Annotated in this window: 18 protein-coding genes and 2 pseudogenes; 4 read left to right on the forward strand and 16 right to left on the reverse strand. The window is 62.3% G+C overall.

Features of this window, described 5'->3' with window-relative positions; all coding sequences use genetic code 11:
- Window positions 1-6: 6 nt before the first annotated feature.
- The 13 genes from trbL to ACK41V_RS06990 form a co-directional block, all read right to left on the reverse strand.
- Window positions 7-1,377: a P-type conjugative transfer protein TrbL gene (gene trbL / locus ACK41V_RS06930; protein ID WP_409779716.1), complete on the reverse strand. Its 1,371-nt coding sequence runs from the start codon at window positions 1,375-1,377 to the stop codon at window positions 7-9.
- A 3-nt stretch (window positions 1,378-1,380) separates the two neighbouring features.
- Complete coding sequence (locus tag ACK41V_RS06935) at window positions 1,381-1,701, reverse strand: EexN family lipoprotein (protein WP_409779719.1); 321 nt, start codon at window positions 1,699-1,701, stop codon at window positions 1,381-1,383.
- Between the two features lie 12 nt (window positions 1,702-1,713).
- Entirely contained in the window at window positions 1,714-2,442 is a 729-nt protein-coding gene (trbJ, locus tag ACK41V_RS06940) for a P-type conjugative transfer protein TrbJ (protein WP_409779722.1), read from the reverse strand.
- The gene (gene trbE / locus ACK41V_RS06945; protein ID WP_409779725.1) at window positions 2,439-4,877 is read right to left on the reverse strand and encodes a conjugal transfer protein TrbE; all 2,439 of its coding nucleotides are present in this window, start codon (window positions 4,875-4,877) and stop codon (window positions 2,439-2,441) included. Before trbE ends, trbJ begins: the two co-directional genes overlap by 4 nt.
- Before the next feature lie 7 nt (window positions 4,878-4,884).
- On the reverse strand, window positions 4,885-5,157 hold the full coding sequence (locus ACK41V_RS06950; protein WP_409779728.1) for a VirB3 family type IV secretion system protein: 273 nt from the start codon (window positions 5,155-5,157) through the stop codon (window positions 4,885-4,887).
- Window positions 5,154-5,486, reverse strand: a complete 333-nt coding sequence (locus ACK41V_RS06955; protein ID WP_409779731.1) for a TrbC/VirB2 family protein — start codon at window positions 5,484-5,486, stop codon at window positions 5,154-5,156. The genes ACK41V_RS06950 and ACK41V_RS06955 overlap by 4 nt, the downstream gene beginning before the upstream one ends.
- On the reverse strand, window positions 5,483-6,448 hold the full coding sequence (trbB, locus tag ACK41V_RS06960) for a P-type conjugative transfer ATPase TrbB (RefSeq protein ID WP_409779824.1): 966 nt from the start codon (window positions 6,446-6,448) through the stop codon (window positions 5,483-5,485). The genes ACK41V_RS06955 and trbB overlap by 4 nt, the downstream gene beginning before the upstream one ends.
- Window positions 6,449-6,488: 40 nt before the next feature.
- Window positions 6,489-6,977, reverse strand: a complete 489-nt coding sequence (locus ACK41V_RS06965) for a CopG family transcriptional regulator (RefSeq protein ID WP_409779734.1) — start codon at window positions 6,975-6,977, stop codon at window positions 6,489-6,491.
- Window positions 6,974-8,977 (reverse strand): conjugal transfer protein TraG, encoded by a 2,004-nt coding sequence (locus tag ACK41V_RS06970; protein ID WP_409779737.1) that lies wholly within the window; start codon window positions 8,975-8,977, stop codon window positions 6,974-6,976. Before ACK41V_RS06970 ends, ACK41V_RS06965 begins: the two co-directional genes overlap by 4 nt.
- A gap of 274 nt (window positions 8,978-9,251) precedes the next feature.
- Entirely contained in the window at window positions 9,252-10,139 is an 888-nt protein-coding gene (locus ACK41V_RS06975) for a LysR family transcriptional regulator (protein WP_409779826.1), read from the reverse strand.
- A gap of 147 nt (window positions 10,140-10,286) precedes the next feature.
- A complete protein-coding gene (gene tcuB / locus ACK41V_RS06980; RefSeq protein WP_409779740.1) occupies window positions 10,287-11,513 on the reverse strand; it encodes a tricarballylate utilization 4Fe-4S protein TcuB in 1,227 nt (408 codons plus the stop codon).
- Window positions 11,497-12,924: an FAD-dependent tricarballylate dehydrogenase TcuA gene (gene tcuA / locus ACK41V_RS06985; RefSeq protein ID WP_409779743.1), complete on the reverse strand. Its 1,428-nt coding sequence runs from the start codon at window positions 12,922-12,924 to the stop codon at window positions 11,497-11,499. Before tcuA ends, tcuB begins: the two co-directional genes overlap by 17 nt.
- Before the next feature lie 57 nt (window positions 12,925-12,981).
- Window positions 12,982-13,947 (reverse strand): LysR substrate-binding domain-containing protein, encoded by a 966-nt coding sequence (locus tag ACK41V_RS06990; RefSeq protein ID WP_409779746.1) that lies wholly within the window; start codon window positions 13,945-13,947, stop codon window positions 12,982-12,984.
- A gap of 434 nt (window positions 13,948-14,381) precedes the next feature.
- On the opposite strand from ACK41V_RS06990, the gene ACK41V_RS06995 reads away from it, so the two are divergent.
- From ACK41V_RS06995 to ACK41V_RS07005, 3 genes are all read left to right on the forward strand, one after another.
- Window positions 14,382-14,717, forward strand: coding sequence for a hypothetical protein (locus ACK41V_RS06995; protein ID WP_409779829.1), 336 nt, complete (start codon window positions 14,382-14,384; stop codon window positions 14,715-14,717).
- On the forward strand, window positions 14,714-16,129 hold the full coding sequence (locus tag ACK41V_RS07000) for an FAD-binding oxidoreductase (protein ID WP_409779749.1): 1,416 nt from the start codon (window positions 14,714-14,716) through the stop codon (window positions 16,127-16,129). Before ACK41V_RS06995 ends, ACK41V_RS07000 begins: the two co-directional genes overlap by 4 nt.
- Window positions 16,130-16,336: 207 nt before the next feature.
- Entirely contained in the window at window positions 16,337-16,870 is a 534-nt protein-coding gene (locus ACK41V_RS07005; RefSeq protein ID WP_409779752.1) for a GNAT family N-acetyltransferase, read from the forward strand.
- A gap of 26 nt (window positions 16,871-16,896) precedes the next feature.
- Here ACK41V_RS07005 and ACK41V_RS07010 read toward each other — a convergent pair whose 3' ends face one another.
- From ACK41V_RS07010 to ACK41V_RS07020, 3 genes and pseudogenes are all read right to left on the reverse strand, one after another.
- Window positions 16,897-17,100 carry a hypothetical protein gene (locus ACK41V_RS07010; protein WP_409779832.1) on the reverse strand — a complete coding sequence of 68 codons (204 nt, stop codon included), beginning with the start codon at window positions 17,098-17,100 and terminating at the stop codon, window positions 16,897-16,899.
- Window positions 17,101-17,136: 36 nt separating this feature from the next.
- Window positions 17,137-17,435 (reverse strand): annotated as a pseudogene (locus ACK41V_RS07015) (IS481 family transposase); the annotation flags it as partial.
- Window positions 17,436-17,511: 76 nt separating this feature from the next.
- Window positions 17,512-17,963: pseudogene (locus tag ACK41V_RS07020) on the reverse strand (transposase); the annotation flags it as partial.
- A 416-nt stretch (window positions 17,964-18,379) separates the two neighbouring features.
- On the opposite strand from ACK41V_RS07020, the gene ACK41V_RS07025 reads away from it, so the two are divergent.
- The gene (locus ACK41V_RS07025; protein WP_409779755.1) at window positions 18,380-19,564 is read left to right on the forward strand and encodes an ABC transporter substrate-binding protein; all 1,185 of its coding nucleotides are present in this window, start codon (window positions 18,380-18,382) and stop codon (window positions 19,562-19,564) included.
- The last annotated feature ends 3 nt before the right edge of the window (window positions 19,565-19,567 follow it).

Here is a 19,567-nt window from a genome sequence, read left to right on the forward strand (position 1 = left end):
GATCTCCTAAGAATTCGAGTCATCGCGCAGGCTCGGACTGGCACCACTTCCGCCGGCATCGCCCGAACGCAACGTGTGCGCGGCCGTCGTGGCCGCGTGCGTCATCTGCTGTTTGCGGCGCATCTGCTTGGCCCACGCGGGCTCAGCCGCTGGCGCATGGGCTGCAGACACATCGGCCGCGGGCTTGGCTGCGGCGGGCGCAGCCGCATCGGCAACGAAGCTCGCCACCCCGTCTTTGACCGTCCTGGCGCCGGATGCGACGCGCTGGCTCACGGCACTGGTGCCGCTGCGCGCGACGTTGGCGAGGCCCGCACCGGCCGCGCGCATGCCGCCAGCGCCCGATGCGGCGGCGCCTGCCTGGTAGGCCGATTTCGCCCCGCTGGCCATGGCCGTCGCAGACCGCGCGGCGCTCGCGCCGCCGCCAATAACCGCTCTCGCAGCACCCGGCGCCATCCGGGCCCCAGCGGCCACCGCAGAACCCGCACCTGCCACAGCAGCACCGCCGGCCACTGCCAATCCAGCGGCACCCAGCGCCGTCCCCGCTGCCGCACCCGCTCCGAGTTGCGGCGCACCAGACACCAGCCCGGTGGCAATGCCCGGCCCGAAGATGCCCAGCCCCAGCATCGCCAGCGCGGCCAGCATGATGACCAGCGCATGGTCGATGGACGGCTCGGTACCGGGAGGCACAGTGAACTCGGCGAACAGGCCCGTGCCGATACCAACGATCACGGCCAGCACCAGCACCTTGATGCCCGAGGACACCACGTTGCCCAGCACCCGTTCGGCCAGAAAGGCGGTCTTGTTCCAGAGCGCGAACGGCACCAGCACGAAGCCCGCGAGCGTGGTCAGCTTGAACTCGATCAGCGTCACGAAGAGCTGCACCGCGAGCACGAAGAAGCTCACGATCAGCACCAGCCACGCCAGGAACAGTACGGTGATGACGTCCAGGTTGGCAAACACCTCCGGGAAGCCTGTCAGATCGCTGATCTGCCGCATGATCGGCGCCCCGGCTTCCACGCCCACGCGCGCCAATCGACCCGGCTGCAGCAACTGGCCCTGGGTCATTGACGAACCGGACGCCACCAGTCCCAGTCCGGCGAACGACCGGAAAACGATCCCCGACAGGCTGTTGAAGTTGTTCAGAATGAAGGCGAAAGCGCCGACGTACAACACCTTCTTGATCAGTTTGCCGATCACGTCGTCGCCGCTGCCGCCGCTGGCATTGCTCATCGCCCAGAAGAGACCTGCCAGCGTCATGTCGATTGCGACCAGTGTGGCGGTCAGAAATCCCACCTCGCCGTCCAGCAGGCCGAAACCCGAGTCGATGTAGCGCGAAAAGACGTCCAGGAAGCGGTCGATGACCGACAGGTCGTTCATCTGTCAGTCCTTCGGCGCAGATGGAGGCGCAGGAGACGGCGCTGCGGGCGCCGATGCCGTCGGCGGCGAGGATGGGAGCGAAGAGGGCGGCGTGTACTTCGGCCCGTCGCTGCCGAAGAAGCGCTGGCGCGTCGCCTCAGCCACCGCGTTGCACTGCGCATCACCGACCTTGGCGTGGTCAGCCTTGCATTGCGCGCGCAGCTCTTGCAGGCGCTCGGGATTGGCCACCAGCGACTCGACGGACTCGATGGGCGCAGGCTTGCCGCAAGCGACCAGCAGCAGGGCTGCGACAGCGGCCGGGATCGTGCATAGGAGCTGTTTCATGCTCGGCTTCCCTCAGTTGCTGTAGAAGTTGACCGTGTAGGGCGTGTACGCCGTGCCGTCGCCCTGGAAGCGCCGACGCACTTCGCGTGCGCGCTCCTGCACCGCGACCTGCCGCGCCTGCTCCAGCGCCGTCGCACGGTCCTGCGTGATCTGGAGTTGCTGCGCTTGCATGGCTTGGCGCGACTGCAAGGCCAATAGCTGGTTCGTCGCCTGCATCGCCTGCAAGGCGCCAGTGGCCGATTGGCTGCGGTTCACCAAGTCGCTCAAGGTCCTCTCGTCGGATGTGAAGTTCTGCACCGCTTGCGACTGCACCTTTGCCGCGGTGCGCAGAGCTTCGAGGGAGTTGGCCCAGCGCTTGCGCGCGTCGGTCGCCATCTGCGTGCCGGAGATCGCCGCCGAGTACGACTGGGGATACAGCCTCCGAAAATCCATGTCCATCTGCGCAACGTTGAAGGCTAGACCCTGGCCCTGTTGGATTAATTGGTTCGTTGCAGAGAGGGCGGCGCGCAGCTCACCCAGCGCGCTGAAGTTCAAGCTCGTCAAGTTGCGGGCCTGGTTCGCCAGCATTTGCGCCTCGTTCTGCAACTGACGGATCTGGTTGTTGATCTGTTCCAGCGTGCGCGCGGCGGTCAATACGTTCTGGGAAAAGTTCGAGGGATCGAAAACGATCTTTTGCGCGTGCAGGGAAGGGGCGAGAGCTATAAGCGAAGCCGCTGCTGCGGCAAGAAGGTGCTTCTTCATGGCGAGTTCTCCTGAGGTGACGAAGGAATGGAGGGAAACGATGGGATGAGGTCTGCGGCCCAACCGACCCCGTTATGACGCAGCCAAGCCGCTGCGAAGTCGGGGGCGGCGGCGGCAGTGGATACGGCGTCGATGGCCCGCTGGTCTTCGGGCGTGGACGCACCGGCAAACGCGAGCGCCACCGGCCCCAGTCCAAGGTCGAAGACGCGGTTGCCCAGCCGCGACTGGTAGTAGTAATCCCGCTTGGGCTGTGCGGTCGCGACAATCTCGATCTGCCGGGTGTTAAGCCCGAAGCCCTCATAGATCACGCGAATCTGCGGCTCGGTCGCCTGCGGGTTCGGTAGAAAAATGCGGCTCGCGCAACTCTCCACGATGGCCGGCGCGATGGTCGAATCCTTGATGTCCGCGAGCGACTGCGTGGCGAAGATCACCGAGACGTTCTTCTTGCGTAGCGTCTTGAGCCACTGTCTGATGCGCGAGGCGAACACGGGGTCATCGAGGAACAGCCATGCCTCATCCAGGATCAGCAGCGTCGGTGCTCCATCGAAGCGCTCGTCGAAGCGGGCAAACAGATAGCCGAGCACCGCCAGCACGGCGGCCTTGCTGTGCATCAGCTCTTCCATCTCGAAGCCCTGAACAGTTGCAGTACCGAGCCGGTCCGTATCGGCATCGAGCAGCTTGCCGTGCGCGCCGCCCAGAACGTAGGGCTGCAGGGCTTGGCGCAGGGCGTTGGACTGCAGTAACACCGACAGGCCGGTCATGGTCCGCTGTTCAACGGGCGCGCTGGTCAGGCTGTTGAGTGCGGACCAGACGGCGTCTTTCTCTGGCGGGCCGACGGCGATGCCTTCCTGAATCAAACGCCCCTCGATCCACTCGGCCGCCCAGGTGCGGTAGCCGTGCTGGTGGATGCGGGCCAGCGGCTGGAAAGCAATGGCTCCATCAGCGCCTAGGTCGTAGTGCTCGCCGCCGAGCCCCATGATCGTGGCCCGCATCGACCGGCCCATGTCGAAGGCAAAGATGCGAGATCCCGGGTAGCGGCGGAATTGCATCGCCAGCGTCGCGAGCAGCACCGACTTGCCCATGCCGGTCGGTCCCACGATCAGCGTGTGGCCCACGTCGCCGATGTGCGTGACCAGCCGGAACGGTGTGGCTCCGTCGGTGCGGGTGACGATCAACGGCGGGCCATCAAGGTGCGCATTGCGCTCCGGACCAGCCCACACGGCCGATACCGGCATCATGTGCGCAAGATTCAGCGTCGAGACAATTGGCTGTCGCACGTTCGCATAGGCGTGGCCCGGCACGGACGACAGCCAGGCATCGACCGCGTTCAAGGTTTCGGGGATGGTGACGAAGCCGCGGCCCTGGATGGCCCGCTCGACGGAACGCAGCTTTTCGTCGGCCGCCGTAGCGTCGGCGTCGAGCACCGCCACGGTCGCCGTGACGTAGCCGAAAGCCACCTGATCGCTGCCGAGCTCCTGCAGCGCAGCGTCCGCATCGGTGGCCTTGTTCGATGCGTCGGAGTCCACCAACGGGCTCTCCTGCTGGAAGATGGTCTCGCGCAGCAACGCGACGATGTTCTTGCGCTTGGCGAACCATTGGCGGCGCAATCGCTTCAACTCCGTCTCGGACTCAGACTTGTCGAGGCAGAGGAAGCGTGTGCTCCAGCGGTAGGCAAAGCCCAGGCGGTTCAGGTCATCCAACAGCCCCGGCCAAGTCGAGGTCGGGAAGCCGCGGACCGACAGCACCCGCAGGTGCTGATTGCCCAGCATCGGCGCCAGACCGCCCACCAGCGGTTGATTGGCCAATAGCGCATCCAGGTGCATGGCGACCTCGGGCACGGCCACCGTATGCCGGCGCGTGGATACGCAGCCGTGCAGGTAGGTCAGGGTCTGCGCGTCGTCGAGCCACGAGATCTCCGGCATCACGCCTTCAAGCAGGCCGAAGAAGCGTTCGGTCTCCGACACGAAGGCTTCAAGCCGCTCACGCCAATCAACCCCTTCCGTGCGGTTGTTCTCGTAGAGAAGGCGGGCTGCGCGCGCCGTCGATTCCTCGGGCGGCAGGTACAGCAGCGTCAGGTGGTAGCTGCTCTCGAAGTGGCTGGTGTCTTCCTCGAAAGCAGAGCGGCGTTCTTCCTCGACCAGCCAGGACAGGGGTTCGGGGAAGGACGACTCGGGGTAGTTGGCCGCTTCGCGCCGTTCGGCGTCGACGAATAGCGCCCAGCCGGAGCCCAGCCGCCGCAGCGCATTGTTGAGGCGCGCCGACGTGGCGATCAGTTCGCCCTGCGTCGCGCTGTCCAGATCCGGCCCCCGGAACCGCGCGGTGCGCTGGAACGAGCCATCCTTGTTGAGCACGACACCAGGCGCGACCAGTCCGGCCCACGGGAGCCAGTCGGCCAGCAACGCGGGGCGCTTGCGGTATTCGGTGAGATTCAACATCGCGACCTCATACGTCCAGCAACTGCCGGTGCTTGATGTTTCGCGAGAAGACCTGCATGAACTGCGGGTCGAGACGTGCGCCCCAAACGGCGAGCGAATGTCCGATGACCCATAGCCCGAGGCCGGGTAGCCAGAGCTGTAGGCCCAAGCCGACCGCGGCGGCCAGTGTGCCGTTGGCAATCGCAAAGGTGCGCGGCGCACCGCCCAGTAGGATCGGCTCGGTCAAGGACCGGTGCAGCGGCACCTCGAAGCCGACCAGACTTCCGGTGGCGGTGTTCATGCCAGCACCGCCCCGCCCGTGAAGCTGAAGAAGGTCAGGAAGAAGCTGGATGCCGCGAAGGCAATCGACAGGCCGAACACGATCTGAATCAGCTTGCGGAAGCCGCCGCTGGTGTCGCCGAAGGCGAGCGCGAGGCCCGTTGCGATGATGACGATCACCGCGATGATCCGCGCCACCGGCCCCTGGATGGATTCGAGCACCGATTGCAGAGGCGCTTCCCAGGGCATGTTCGAGCCGGCCGCGTGCGCCGGCAGCGCCACGGCCAGAAGCAGCGCCGCTAGGGCGGCGAAATGCAAAAGCGGTTTTACGGCAATACGTGAAGTCGTCATGAAGGCTCTCCGTTGGTGGAAGGGTTGGTTGGGGGAAGGGGTGGAAAGGAAGACACCAGCTCGGTGCTGAGCTGGTAGTCATGGCTGTCGTGGCCGATGACGCGTGCAATCTCGCGCACGCTGCGCACTCGGCCGCGACCGGCGAGGAAGACGATGACGTTGACGGCCTCGGCGATCAGAGCGCGCGGGAGGGTCACCGACACCTCCTGCACCAGTTGTTCCAGCCGCGTGAGGGCGCCGTGCGCCGAGCCGGCATGCACGGTTGCGATGCCTCCGGGATGCCCGGTACCCCAGGCCTTGAGCAGGTCCAGTGCTTCGGAGCCGCGCACCTCGCCGACGACAATGCGGTCCGGCCGCAGCCGCAGCGTGGCGCGCACCAGGTCGGCCATGGTGCTGACGCCCGGTTCGGTACGCATGCCCACATGGTCATCGCTGCGGCACTGCAGCTCCACCGTGTCTTCAAGGATCAGCACACGGTCACGCGTCTCGGCGATTTCGTCGAGCAAGGCATTGGCGAGCGTCGTCTTGCCGGTGCTGGTGCCTCCCGCAACGACGATGTTCAGGCGCTCGCGTACCGCGCGTCGCAGGAACGCCGCCTGCTCTTCGGTCATCACGCCGTCGGCCACGTAGTGGGCGAGCGTCATGATGCGCAGCGCTCGCTTACGGATCGCAAAGGACGGCGCACGCACGACAGGCGGCAACACGCCCAGGAAACGTTCCCCGGTCTCGGGCAACTCGGCCGACAGGATCGGCGCGCCCGCATGCACCTCGGTGCGAACGTGCGCGGCCACCAGCCGGATGATCCGTTCGGCCACGGCCGGCGGCAGCGCCGTGCCGGTGGCTTCGCGGCCCGTGCCCAGTCGGTCCACCCAGAGCGAACCGTCCGGGTTTAGCAACACTTCGACGATCTCGGGATCCTCCAAAGCTGCCGCGATCTCCGGCCCCATGGCCGTGCGCAACATGCGGACGCGCCGCTCCAGCGAGGTGTCCACGGCGTTCGGCTCAGGTAGCTTCACGATGAACCTCCTGGGGGTCGGTGCCTGACCCCGCCTGGGCACCGGCTTGCATCGGTTCAGCAGCTTCGGCGGGTCCGATGTCTTCATGGACTTCGCGCACCAGGCTGCGTCCGCGCTGGATGTGGCGCGCGAGCTGTTCGATGAACTGCGCATAGCGGGCGCGACCCTGTGCGCGCGCCGCCTCCTGCTGACCCTCCGGCACAGGGATCGAAACCGTGAGGAAATAGCGGACGTAGAGGGCTGTCGTCTCGATCAGCACGTTCTGGTCACGTTCCAGCCGGTCGAATTGCCGCGAGAGCCGGTCCAATCGCTTGGCGATGGCCGCCTCGCGCTGGTCCTCTCCGTCAGGCGAAAGGAAAGACGCCAAAGCGGCGGCGACCACGGCCGATTTAGACACACCCTTGTGCGCCGCAACCTGGTCCAGGCGTTTCGCATGGTCCGGCTCGATGAAGATGTTTAAGCGGGCGCGGGTCATAGCGCGATCCCGTCGTCAGGGTCCAGTGCGGCCAGGCGCGCAGTGCGCATCAGTTGCCGGTCCACATCCTGCGGCCGGAGCGGTGCGTCGTCTTCGTCATCGAGCACCAGCAGGCCGTCGGCGTCTGGAAGCGATGGTGCATCGGCAGCGAGATCCAGCTCGGGCTTGAGCTGATGGCCACCCTCGTCGGCCAGGCCGCTGACATCTTCGGCTGATGAAGGCATCCGCGCTGCTAGCGGTGACAGGCCACTCCAGTCGTCAGGCCGTGTCGCAGGTCGGTCCGTAAAGACGCTCTCGGTCAGTATCGGCGCAGGCAGGACGCGCAGGGTGAAGTTCCGGTCCTGGTAGTACCGCAGCTTCTTTGCTTTGATCGGCGGATGGCCGGAGACCATGACCACCGCGTCGTCCGGCGGCAACTGCATCACCTCGCCGGGCGTGAGCAACGGCCTTGCCGTTTCCTGGCGCGAGACCATCAGATGCCCGAGCCACGGCGCGAGCCGATGGCCCGCGTAATTGCGCTGCGCGCGTAACTCGGTGGCTGTGCCGAGCGCCTCCGAGATGCGCTTGGCCGTGCGCTCGTCGTTCGTCGCGAACGCGATGCGCACGTGGCAGTTGTCCAGAATCGAATGGTTTTGGCCATAGGCCTTGTCGATCTGATTGAGCGACTGCGCGATCAGGAAAGCACGCAGGCCGTAGCCGGCCATGAAGGCGAGGGCGCTCTCGAAGAAGTCCAGCCGGCCCAGCGCCGGGAACTCGTCGAGCATCAGCAGAAGTTTGTGCTTGCGCGCGATGCCGTCCGAGCCGTCTAGCGACTCGGTCAGGCGCCGTCCGACCTGGTTGAGGATCAATCGGACCAGCGGCTTGGTGCGGCTGATGTCCGAGGGCGGAACGACCAGGTAAAGCGAGACGGGGTGCGCCGCTGAGATCAGGTCGGCGATACGCCAGTCGCATCGCGAGGTGACTTCGGCCACCGTGGGGTCGCGGTACAGACCCAGGAAGCTCATGGCGGTGGACAGCACGCCTGATCGTTCGTTGTCGCTCTTGTTGAGAACTTCGCGTGCTGCGGAGGCGACGACGGGATGGACCTCTTCACCCAAATGCCCGGTGGTCATCATCCGGTGCAGCGTCACCTCGAACGGGCACGCCGGATCAGACAGGAAGTTCGCCACACCGCGCAGTGTCTTGTCTTCGACAGCGTAGAGCACATGGAGGATTGCGCCGACGAGCAAGGCGTGGCTGGTCTTCTCCCAGTGATTGCGCCGCTCCAGCGCACCTTCGGGATCGACCAGGATGTCGGCGATGTTCTGCACATCGCGCACTTCATGCATGCCGCGCCGCACCTCGAGCAGTGGGTTGTATGCGGCCGACTTCGCGTCGGTCGGGTTGAACAGCAGGCAGTGCGAGAAGCGCGAGCGCCATCCTGCAGTGAGATTCCAGTTCTCGCCTTTGATGTCGTGGATCACGGCCGAGCCCGGCCACGACAGCAGCGTTGGCACGACCAAGCCCACGCCCTTGCCGGAGCGCGTCGGGGCAAAGGCCATGACGTGCTCCGGACCTTCGTGGCGCAGGTAGTCGGCGTCCTTATGCGCGGTCTTTCCCAGGAAGACGCCGGCAGGCCGGGTCAGGCCAGCTTCGGCAATCTCTTCACGCTCGGCCCATCGAGCGGAGCCGTAGGTCGTGACCTGCTTGGCCAACCGTGAGCGCCAGACGGCCATGCCGATGGCCGCGCCCGTGGCGAGCATCCCGCTCGACGCGGCAATGATCCCGCCGCGCTCGAACACATGAGGTGCGTAGGCATCGAAGAAGTACCACCACTCGAAAAGCTTCCACGGCTCGTAGACCGGCAGGCCCGAAACGTTGACCCACGGCGGCCCGAGCCGGGCCTGGTGGCCCAGCGCATGCGCCGTCCACTGCGTGCCCGCCCAGACGCCGCCAAGGGTGACACCCAGCACCACAACAATCTGTCCGAACAAAATGCCTGTCGCACCCCGAGTCGGCATGAGCAACCCCTCCTTCGCGTCTTGGTTCCAGCGCGCATGTGCCGCATTGGCACCGCTTGCCTGAGTCTGGACTCGAGTCGCCAATCCGCACACCCATGGGCGCGCAATGGGGCGGGTTGTGGCGTAAGCTGGCGGAAGGAGCTGGCCTCGAACGACAAAGTTGCGCTTTCAATGCGGTTAACTCGTCAGCGCATGGCAGCATCGAGGCAAAGGCGCAAGCTGTCCAGCGCCGATGACGCCCTACGGCGCGTCACACAAGCGATGGCTGTAACGACTAATGCAAAGTTTTAGTGTGCGCAACGAAACGTTGCAGCGCCTCTGGCAAGCCGAAGCGCTGGTGCTTGTGCAGCACGAATGTGGTAATGCGCTCGTCCTCGTCCAGCGGCACAGCCACCACGTCGTTGCGGTGTAGCGTGGCGGCGTGACCAGCGTCCCCCAGGCCCACGCCCATTCCGGCGGCGATGCGAATCATGTAGCCGGTCAGCGTGCTAGCTTCTCCCGCGAGGGTGAGTGTCACTGTATGACGCTGCACGATGGCCCGCAACTGCTGTCGAAGACCCGGCTGTCGATCAGCATGCCATGACAGCAAGGGGAAGGCGAGCACGTCAGCAATAGAAAGCACGGACTGCGATGCCAGTTCGTGCCCGGCGGGCACCAGTGCCATGGCTGGATAGCTCCATGCAGGCTGCTGCACAATCGCGTCGTTATTCGGCAGACCGAACGAGAAGCCTCCATCGAGCTCTTCGCGCTGCAATGCGTCTGCCAGTTCCGAAGCGCGCATTTCAGTCAGTTCCAATGGGATCTCCGGGGCCGTCTCCCGCCAGCGGATAAAGCATTCAGAGAGTTTGGGCTGTGCGATGCCATCGGCGATGCCGATACGCAACGGAGCACGGAAGCGTGCATCCGTTTCTCGGACGGCCCGGTGCGCACGCTCAACACGGATGAAGACCTTTCGTGCCTCCTTGAGCAATCGCAGGCCGGCTGGTGTCAGGTGCAGCTTGCGAGAAGCGCGAACAAATAACTGTGCACCGAGTTGATCTTCCAGGTCGCGAATGGTTCGAGAGACGGGAGTTTGATCGATGTGCACCCGTTCGGCGGCGCGACGAAAGCTTAATTCCTCGGCAACAGCGATGAAGTAGCGTAGATGCCGCAGCTCAATCATCACAGCCCCGCCGCATATTTCCGGTCTGGATGCTGGCCAGCACCGCTAAGACAGAGGCTGAGATCAATGGGAAGGCGAAAAATACGCAGCGGTTGTTCCGCGACATGGCATCTCCTTACCCACCGACACGTTCTGGTCATTCGAGAATCATTCAGCCCCAGTCCGAATCTGACTAGCCAAGCGTTTTTCGATCGTGAATTTCAGCAACGCCGCACTTCGAAAGATGCCATGCGCGAACTTGCCATATGGCAAAGTGATGAACAGCGCCATCACCACCCCTAAATGGATGGCCAGCAAGAGACCCATCAATGAGGTATCGCGCAATGCCAGCAATGCGAGACCGGTGGCGCTCGTTAGAAAAAGGAGCGCGATGAACCCGCGATCCATCGGCTTCTGAGCCTGGTCTCCATGCGCCGGATCACGGCGGAGATTAAGCCACAGCAGGCCGATGGGCCCTATCAGTAGGCCTATGCCACCGGCCGTGCCCAGTAGCACCGGTAGGCTGTTCAGCGCGTAGGGCGCGTGCAAGTCAAAAAAGTAGTGGTAGAGCGTCGCCACGCTGGTCGACGCAAAGCACAGCATGAAGCCGTAGAAGGTGAAGTGGTGGAAGCGCCTACGCCATAGTGTGAAGCGGTCGTCCTCGTTGTTGCACCCCTCGCCATGGCCGCCGCCTAAGTACTTCAGTCGCAGCACATCGTGCAATGCCTCTGCGCTGGCCGCGGCGCGCACGCCTTGCACTTCGGGGCGTGGATAGCTGCCGGTAGGAGAAACGTCGCGCCAAAAACGCTGCGATCCCATGCCTAGTGCCAACACAATAAACAGAGAAACCGCGCCGAAAACCGCCGCTAGAAAGTTGTGCGGAAAGATCGCATAGAAGTTGCCCGCCAGCGGCTCGTGGAGCAGCGAGCCCGACATCCACATTGCAAGCACCAGAAACAATGCTAGCCCGCCGGCCAGCGCAAGCGCCACCGTGAGCCCAGCCTTGCGGTAAAGCGCGCCCATGACCGAGGGCCAGGCGTAGTCGTGATAAGTTTGCAAGCGAACCTCAGCCATGGCGCGCGGCACGTTCACCGCGAATTCATGCGGTGGCGCGTATTGGCAGGCATGCAGGCAAGCACCGCAGTTGTGGCACAGGTTGGCCAGGTAGTGCGTGTCAGCCTTGCCGAACTCGAGCCTGCGCGTCATGGCAGGGAAGACGGCGCAAAAGCCTTCGCAATAGCGGCAGGCATTGCAGATCTGCAGGATACGCGCGACTTCGCCTTCCGCGGCGCTTAGCGGCAGGACTGGGTGGATCGGGATGACGCGCGATGGGGAGACGCCGGTGCCGTCTGCGTCGGCACGCGCTTGCGCTACAAGGTCAGTAAGCTGCTGCAAGGACGGCCTCCGAAGAAACGTGAGGAGTGTTCAGTGCGGCGCTCGCGGCGCGAGCACCGGCGATGCGGCCGAAAGCGGTGCCGATGCTCATGCCCACGCCGGCGGTATAGCCTTTTCCCAGCACGTTGCCGGCCATCATTTCGCCTGCTACAAAAAGATTAGGGCTCGGCAGGCCGTTGAAGCGCACCGCCGCAGTCTCATCGACTTTCAGCCCGAGGTATGTGAAGGTAATTCCCGGACGTACCGGGTATGCAGTGAAGGGTGCGGTGCTGAGTGGCCGCGCCCAGTGCGTCTTCGCGGGCGTCACGCCTTCGGTATGGCAGTCGTCCAGTGTGGTGTGGTCGAAGCGCCCAACGCGGCAGGCAGCGTTGTAGGCTTCCACGGTTCGTATGAAAGTTGCTTCGTCGAGGCCGATTTTCCTGGCCAGCTCCCCCAGCGTGTTCGCTTGCGTACCGCTAAATACTGGCGGCATAAAGCGACCGGCTGCTTTTTGATCAATGATCGACCAGGCTATCTGCCCTGGCTGCTGCGCCACCAGTCGCCCCCAGATTGCATACCGCTTAGGCCAGAAATCCTCGCCTTCGTCATAGAAGCGCTCCGCCTCACGGTTGACCACCACGCCCAGCGAGACGCAATCGATGCGCGTGCAGATGCCGCCGTCGTAGAGCGGTGCGCGCGCATCGATGGCCACCATGTGGCCCTGAGACGGGTCACCAATGCGGTCAGCACCGGCATCGAGCATGGATTTCAGCAACACACCCTGATTGAAGCGCGTGCCACGGATGAGAAAATTGTCGGCCGGCCACTCGCCGCGCTCGTTCTGGCCCCAAGCCTCGCGCAGCCACGCACGGTTCGATTCGAAGCCACCGGCTGCCATCACGCAGCTCCTGGCCTCAATGCGTTCTCCTTTCTCGGTCCGTGCGGCTACGAAGCGTTCGCCGTCAAGCTCGACAGACACCACCGGCGTGTCATAGCGAATTTTCACGCCCAACTTCTCCGCACTGCGGAAATAGGCGTTGATCAGAGCCTTGCCGCCGCCCATAAAGAAGGCGTTAGTGCGTGCGACATGCAGCGCGCCCGACAGCGGGGGCTGGAAGTGAACACCATGACGACGCATCCAGTCGCGGCAGTTCGACGATGCACGAATCGTCAGGCGCGCTAGATGTTCGTCGGTCAACCCCCCGGTGACCTTGAGTAGGTCTTGCCAGTACTCTTCTTCAGGATATGCGTCGATCAGCACGTCCTGCGGTCCATCGTGCATGCACCGCAAGTTGCGGGTGTGCTGCGAGTTACCGCCGCGCCAAGCACGCGGTGATGCCTCCAGCAACATCACGGTCGCACCTGCTTCGCGAGCGCAGATCGCCGCACACAAGGCCGCATTTCCACCACCAATAACCAGAACATCAAACATAACGCGACTCTAAAGACCATCATTGGTGTTGACCAGAGCATCTGGCTGATAGGGCCATCAGAGATCGAGATCGCTTACTTCTACGGCAGGAATAAGCTGGGCGCCACGCCACCCGCCAGATTCGACTAGCTTGTGAACGCAGTCGGTCAGCACGATCCGCGTGGCGTGAGCGGCTGGTGAAAGCTCGTCATCCGATAACGCGCACAAGATATTGTCACGATGCACTTGCGCATTGGAGATCTCGGCAAACGTAAAGCGGCTCGTCAAATTTTGATAGCGCCCCATTGCCGACCACGGCTGAATCGTGGCACCGAGGCCTGCTTCAACCGCATCCATCAAAAGCGCTAGACCATCGATTTCTGCAACGACTAGGGGTGTGACTCGCGCGCGACCAAAGGCCGCCTGCAGGACGCTGCGCAAGCCGTGCAATCCACTAGGCAGCAACAACGGGACCTGCGAGAGTGAAGACAATCGCACAGTTTCCAGCATCGGGTCGATAAAAGGCCGCTGGATCGGCTGCACGAAGAAAAGTCTTTCTTGCAGCAGCGGATATATCTGTAAGCGTCTGGCGGCGGCGGCGGCGGTGTCGAACAGAACGGCAAGGTCCAGCTGTCGTGCGTTAAGCATTTCGGTCAGATGGCCGGACAGGCTCTCTACAACCTGCAATTGCACATCCGCATAGCGTTGGCGCATTGCCGTCAAAAGCGCAAGACCCAGAACAGAGGAGGTTGTGGGGGCGAGACCGACCCTGACACTGCCAGAAATCCGTGATTGTTGCGCCACCCGCTTCGCCTGCTCAGCATGCCTCAGCACCAATTGCGCCTCACGGTAAAACGCAACACCTGCTTCCGTTGGACGCACTCCCCTCGGGCTTCTGTGCAACAACCGTGTGGCAAGTTCTCCTTCAAGTCGACTGATCTGTTGAGACAGGGCAGACTGCACTAGATTCAGCTCTTGCGCTGCACGGCTCATGCTGCCGCGCTCAACGATGCGCACAAAGTAGCGCATTTGTCTCAGCTCCATGGATCACCATAATCAGTGCTGTGTGGATCTGCATGATGTCATGGACTACCGCTTGTAGCCCCATCGTGCGCGCATTACGTGCAATGCATCGCGGTTGAAGAACCAGCGCGATGACCCCAGCGCCTAAAATTTTTTAGCGCCAAATTGCGCGAAGCGGAGCATCGTCAGGAAATTTCTCATCTTTTTCATGTCACGCCTACGACGGACTGTCTGTGGACGCAGCGGATCGGATTAGATCTTCAACGAGCGCGAGTGCCAGTGCAGCGCTTTGGGAACGTTGGGCCAAAGGCGGAAGAGTTATTCGCTTCACCCAGAGTTCAGGTTTTGGCTATACAGGACCGCGTTGGCACGGTGGTAAACCCACGCAGCTCTGACGCCACTGCGCAGTTGGCACAGATCATCGTGACGTGCAATCAGTGACTCAAGCTGCGCTTGTGAGTACGGTGACGGTCGATGGAGCCCGCATGCAAGCGCGCCTGCTTCTGGAACGCGCAAACGGGACCACTGGCCCGCTTGCAGACGACGTTCTGGTCGATAGTGGCGTACTAGTCGTACTCGATGTGATTTGCAACGCTGGCGGAGTCAGCGTCAGCTATTTCGGAGGTGAAGGATTGATCGTCTTTTATTTGGGACCAGGGCCAAATCCTGCGAGCGCATCTCAATGGTGCGCAAAGACCTGGTTTCTATCCAAGAATGTGTACAGGAAAAGGCGCCCGTCGTCTTGCCGTGATGCTCGTAAGGCCGCCCTTAAGATGGACAACGCACTATGAGCAGCTCCGATTCTGCCTGGCCCCGAATTGCGCGACGTCCGGTGCCTGGGTCACTTATTGACGAGCTCAGAATGATCTTTGGAGCGCGCCTCTCGACTGCTCTCTCTGTGCGAGAGCAACACGGTCGGGATGAGTCGCCGTTCGAGGTGGCTGGGCCCGATGCCGTGGTTTTCTGCGAGGAAACTGAAGATGTCGTCGCCGCTTTGGGCTTGGCCGCAAAGCACCTCGTGCCGGTAATTCCATTCGGCGCCGGTACTTCGCTAGAAGGCCATTTGCTCGCGGTACAGGGAGGCATAAGCCTGGACCTGTCGCGCATGAGCCGCATTCTGCGGATCGATGCAGACGACCTGACGGCTACCGTGCAGCCTGGGGTCACGCGCGAGCAGTTGAACGCTGAGATCCGGCACACGGGGCTATTCTTCCCCGTGGATCCTGGTGCTAATGCGTCGCTGGGTGGCATGTGCGCCACCAGGGCCTCGGGAACTAACGCGGTGCGGTACGGAACGATGCGAGAAAACGTGCTGGCGCTGGAAGTGGTCACTGCAGCAGCGGAAGTCATTCGCACCGGCACGCGCGCTCGCAAGAGTAGTGCAGGCTACGACCTAACGCGATTATTCATTGGCAGCGAAGGTACACTTGGAGTGATTACAGAGGTCACCGTCCGTTTGTATCCGGTACCAGAAGCGTCATCAGTGGCTGTATGCAATTTCCGTAGCGTCTCCCAGGCTGTGGCTGTAACCATTGCCACCGTCCAGATCGGCATTCCGATCGCGCGGGTGGAATTGCTGGACGCCCATGCAGTACGCGCCGTCAACAAGTACGCCCACCTACAGCTGCTGGAAACACCGATGCTCTTCATTGAGTTCCAAGGCAGCGAACAAGAAGTTGCAGCGCAGGCTAGGACCGTACAGCAGATCGCATCGGACAACGGCGGAGAGGATTTTCAATGGGCCGTTACCCAAGAAGAACGCACGAGACTTTGGACGGCGCGACATCACGCGTATTTTGCGGGCATGGCGGCCTACCCGGGTTGTCGCACTGTCACAACCGACGCTTGCGTCCCAATCTCCCGTTTGTCCGAAGCTATCGCTGACTCGGTGAGTGATGCCGACAGCTCAGGTTTGCCCTATTACATCGTCGGCCATGTAGGTGACGGCAACTACCACGTATCCTATCTCGTTGATCCAGGCATCCCCAAGCAGCGCGCCCTAGCAGAAGCGATGAGTCGGCGTGTTGTTGAATGCGCGATGCTCCTCGAGGGAACGTGCACGGGCGAACACGGCATCGGTCTGCACAAGCAAGATTTTCTTGCTATGGAGGCGGGTCCTGGGGGGCTCCAGATGATGCGGACGATTAAGCGTGCTCTAGACCCCGACAACATACTTAATCCGGGCAAGATATTTAGCCTCTGAAGGCGTCAGAATCAAGCATCACCTTGCTGGAATTTTCTCCCCAGAAGTGAGCAGGCGCGCGGTGAGAATGGTGCGGAACATCGCGGGGAATACTCATAACTGTATGCCGCCATCGCGCCCAAGCCCTATGAGGACTTCGGGCAACAATTGGTGGGAGAAACCTGGTGGCTCACGCTTTGACCAGCCCCACCTGCCCGGACCGATGCCGTGACCACCAGACCTTCTTCTGCACCCAGCCTGCGCCAGCTATTCCCGCACGACGATCTGGAGCGACTGACCGTGCTCGTCCAGTCGGCGTACGCCTCGCACGCCGCCAAGGGCCTGCGCTACTGGGCCACCCACCAGACGGTGGAGAACACGGCCAAGCGCCTGGCCTCGGGCCTGGCACTGGTCATGGAAATCGATGGGGACTATGCGGCCACGGCGACCTTGCGTGCGCCGCAGCCGGAATCGAAGGTAGCGTTGTACCGCGACAGCACGGTGTGGTCCATCACGCAGTTCTGCGTGGCGCCCCGCTTCAAGGGCCAGGGCCTGGGGAAGTTGCTGCACGGGGAGCTGGTGCGGAGGGCGCGCAATGCGGGGGCCGCCTCCCTGGCACTGGACACGGCCCAACCGGCCTATGCATTGATTGCGATGTACGAATCCTGGGGCTACCGCGTGGTCGGCGAATGCGACTGGAGGCCGCTCACCAACTACACCAGCGTGCTCATGTCGCGCCCGGTCGGCACTGCAGCTACTTGAGTCGCTACCCCATGCTCGAATAGTTCTTACCACTCACCCACTTCACGCACGCGCCGAGCCAAGTCGAACTCTTCTTCCTCGAAATTGGTCGCCATATCGGCACGCAGCGCGCTGAGGGCAGCGGCGGGGCTCTGCGCAGCCATGCGTGGTGTAGAAGATGCAGCAAAGCGGCCGAACACATGGCTGGCCGGCGTGCTGGGAAGGGAGGCGGTCAATGGCAGTGCGAACATGGCGAGTCCTTGGGTGCGTTTCCGAACAGCTGGGATTGCCTGCGGCAGTTGGTGACTGTGCAGAGCCACATAACGCAGCAAGGTCTGCTCCCATGTCTTCACGTCTGTTGAATCGGTGAGTCTTCAGACCGTCCGTTATGCGGCTGTTGAGCCGCTCCACCATGCCGTTGGTTCTGGGGGTCCTGGGTTTTTGTCAGCCGGTGCTCAAAGCGTAACTCCTGACACAGTTGGTCTAACTCATGGTTGCCACTGGATTCGCGTTTCTTGTTGGCAAACAGGCGGTCCGTAAATTCCTTACAGTTGTCGGTCACCAGTTTGTCAATCCCGATTGGACAACGCCCACGAGTGCCGCGCTCTCGCTCCGATTGAACTTGCCGAGTTCGGGAAGCTCTGCGATCAAGGGCGCGTTGGCCGCTGTCGCCCCGACAGCATCACCGTCAGGAGCTGGCGCATGCGCGTGTCCTGCGCCGCCAGCGCATGCTGCTACGCATCGGCCGGCGGGCGGATGAGGCTGGCGAGATCGTCACGGAGCACCAGCACATCGGCGAGGATGTGCGCAGCGATACGGTCGGGCCTGGTCAGTCGTCCCATGCACTTCGCGAAGTCGCGCGCTTGACGCGGATTGAACACCGCCACTGGCATTCCAACAGCTTGCAGCGCGCCCGCCCATGCCGCTTCGTAGCTGCGATGGCCTCCATCACCACTAGTGCCGCGTTCATCGGCTTTAACGCAGCGGCCAACGCCGAGTGAGCCTCGGCCCCGCTGTCCAATCGCTCGGCATCAGGCTTGCCGCCCAGCACCGAGGCATCCATGTGCGCCTTGGCGACGTTGATGCGCACTAATACCACTGAGGTAGCAGAAATGGTCTTCCGATCCCCTGCTTGTAGACGCGCTCTTGGACGAGCCGGCACGCGAGACCGTTCGGGCTTCAGGAATACCAGCACAGCGACAGTGCGCGACGTATTCAGTCACGGGCTTCAAAGCCTTGAAGTGCATACCACGCTGTACGTACCGGTCTGGCCGCTTCATCGACGTTCAAACTCTACGCTCTGTCTGGTCTGGACTGAAAACTACAAGGGAAGTAATGCGAATAAAGCACAAATTCGGTGCGATATCGCCCGCGAAACATGCAGCGCTGCCCCGGTTTGGGGCGCTCCGAAGCAATCGGAAATTCAGTTCTCCAAACACGAATTAACGCTATTCATCCAAGAAGCGCCATATGTCTACGACATGACACGATGGGTTGCGATTCACCCCACTTTACTAAAAAGGTACTGAAATGACGAAGACGTTTGGACCTATGTTTCGATTTGGTTTTGGAATTTTTGCCGCAGTGCTCTGTAGTGCCGTCATCGCACAAGAGCAATTGAAGATCGGCGCTATCGGCCCGCTTTCCGGAGGCGGAACTGCATGGGGAATTGCGATTCAGCGCGGAAGCCAACTCGCCATCGACGAAGCCATGAAGGCAGGCGGCGTGAAAGTCGGCGGCAAAACGTACGAGCCAAAACTGGTCATGTATGACGACGCCTATACAGCCGCGGGCGGCCGCGCTGCCGCTGAGCGCTTGGTAAATGCCGACGGCATCAAGTTCATCTTGGGCCCTTTCGGCTCGGGTTCGGTGCTCGGCGCGTTGGCCGTGACTAACAAGGCTCCTGCGCTCCTGCTGTCCAACGGATTCGCGCCGACGATCCTAAAAAATGCTGATAAGGCTCCCTACAACTTCCGCATCACGCTGAGTAACGTTGAGTTCGCGCCCGAGATGGTGAAGTGGATGCGGGCCCAGAAGCCCGAACTGAAGAAGGCCGGCATCATTCATCCGAACGATGCTACTGGTCAGACTGTGGTGCCGACCCTTATGGCTGCCTACAAGGCCCAGGGGTTCGAAGTGTGGACCGAAGGCTACGAGCGGGGCAGCAAAGAATTCGCGCCGTTGATCGCTCGCATGATCGCCCAAGGTGTGGACCTGATGGACCTGAACAGCAATGCCCCGGGGGAAGCCGGCCTCCTTGTGAAGCAAGCGCGTGAAGCCGGGTACGACAAAGTGATTTGGCAGGTCGGCGGGCCGTCGGTTGAGGAGATCGTGAATGTGGCGGGGCGATACGCCGACGGTTTCATCTCCTACAACATCATCGATTTCGAGGAAGCAAACGCTGCGCCTTTGGTGAAGGCGTATCGCGAGAAGTACGGTTCGGGTGTGATGGACGGTTACGTGCCAATTTTCTACAACGCGACCAAGGTTCTGCTGGAAGCCATCCGCCGGGCCGGTTCGACAACTGACGTACAAAAGGTGCGCGATTCCCTCGAGAAGCTCGACGGGTACGACGCCGGGATCTACGGACCGGTGGTGTGGGGCGGCATGGCCGAATACGGTGTCAACCATCAACTGCTTACGAAGTTCTGGATCACTGAAGTCAAAAACGGAAAATTGGTAACGCGCGCAGCAATCTCTCCTGCGAAGCGCTGACTC

Source organism: Acidovorax sp. (assembly GCF_046291265.1).
Classification (GTDB): domain Bacteria; phylum Pseudomonadota; class Gammaproteobacteria; order Burkholderiales; family Burkholderiaceae_C; genus Acidovorax.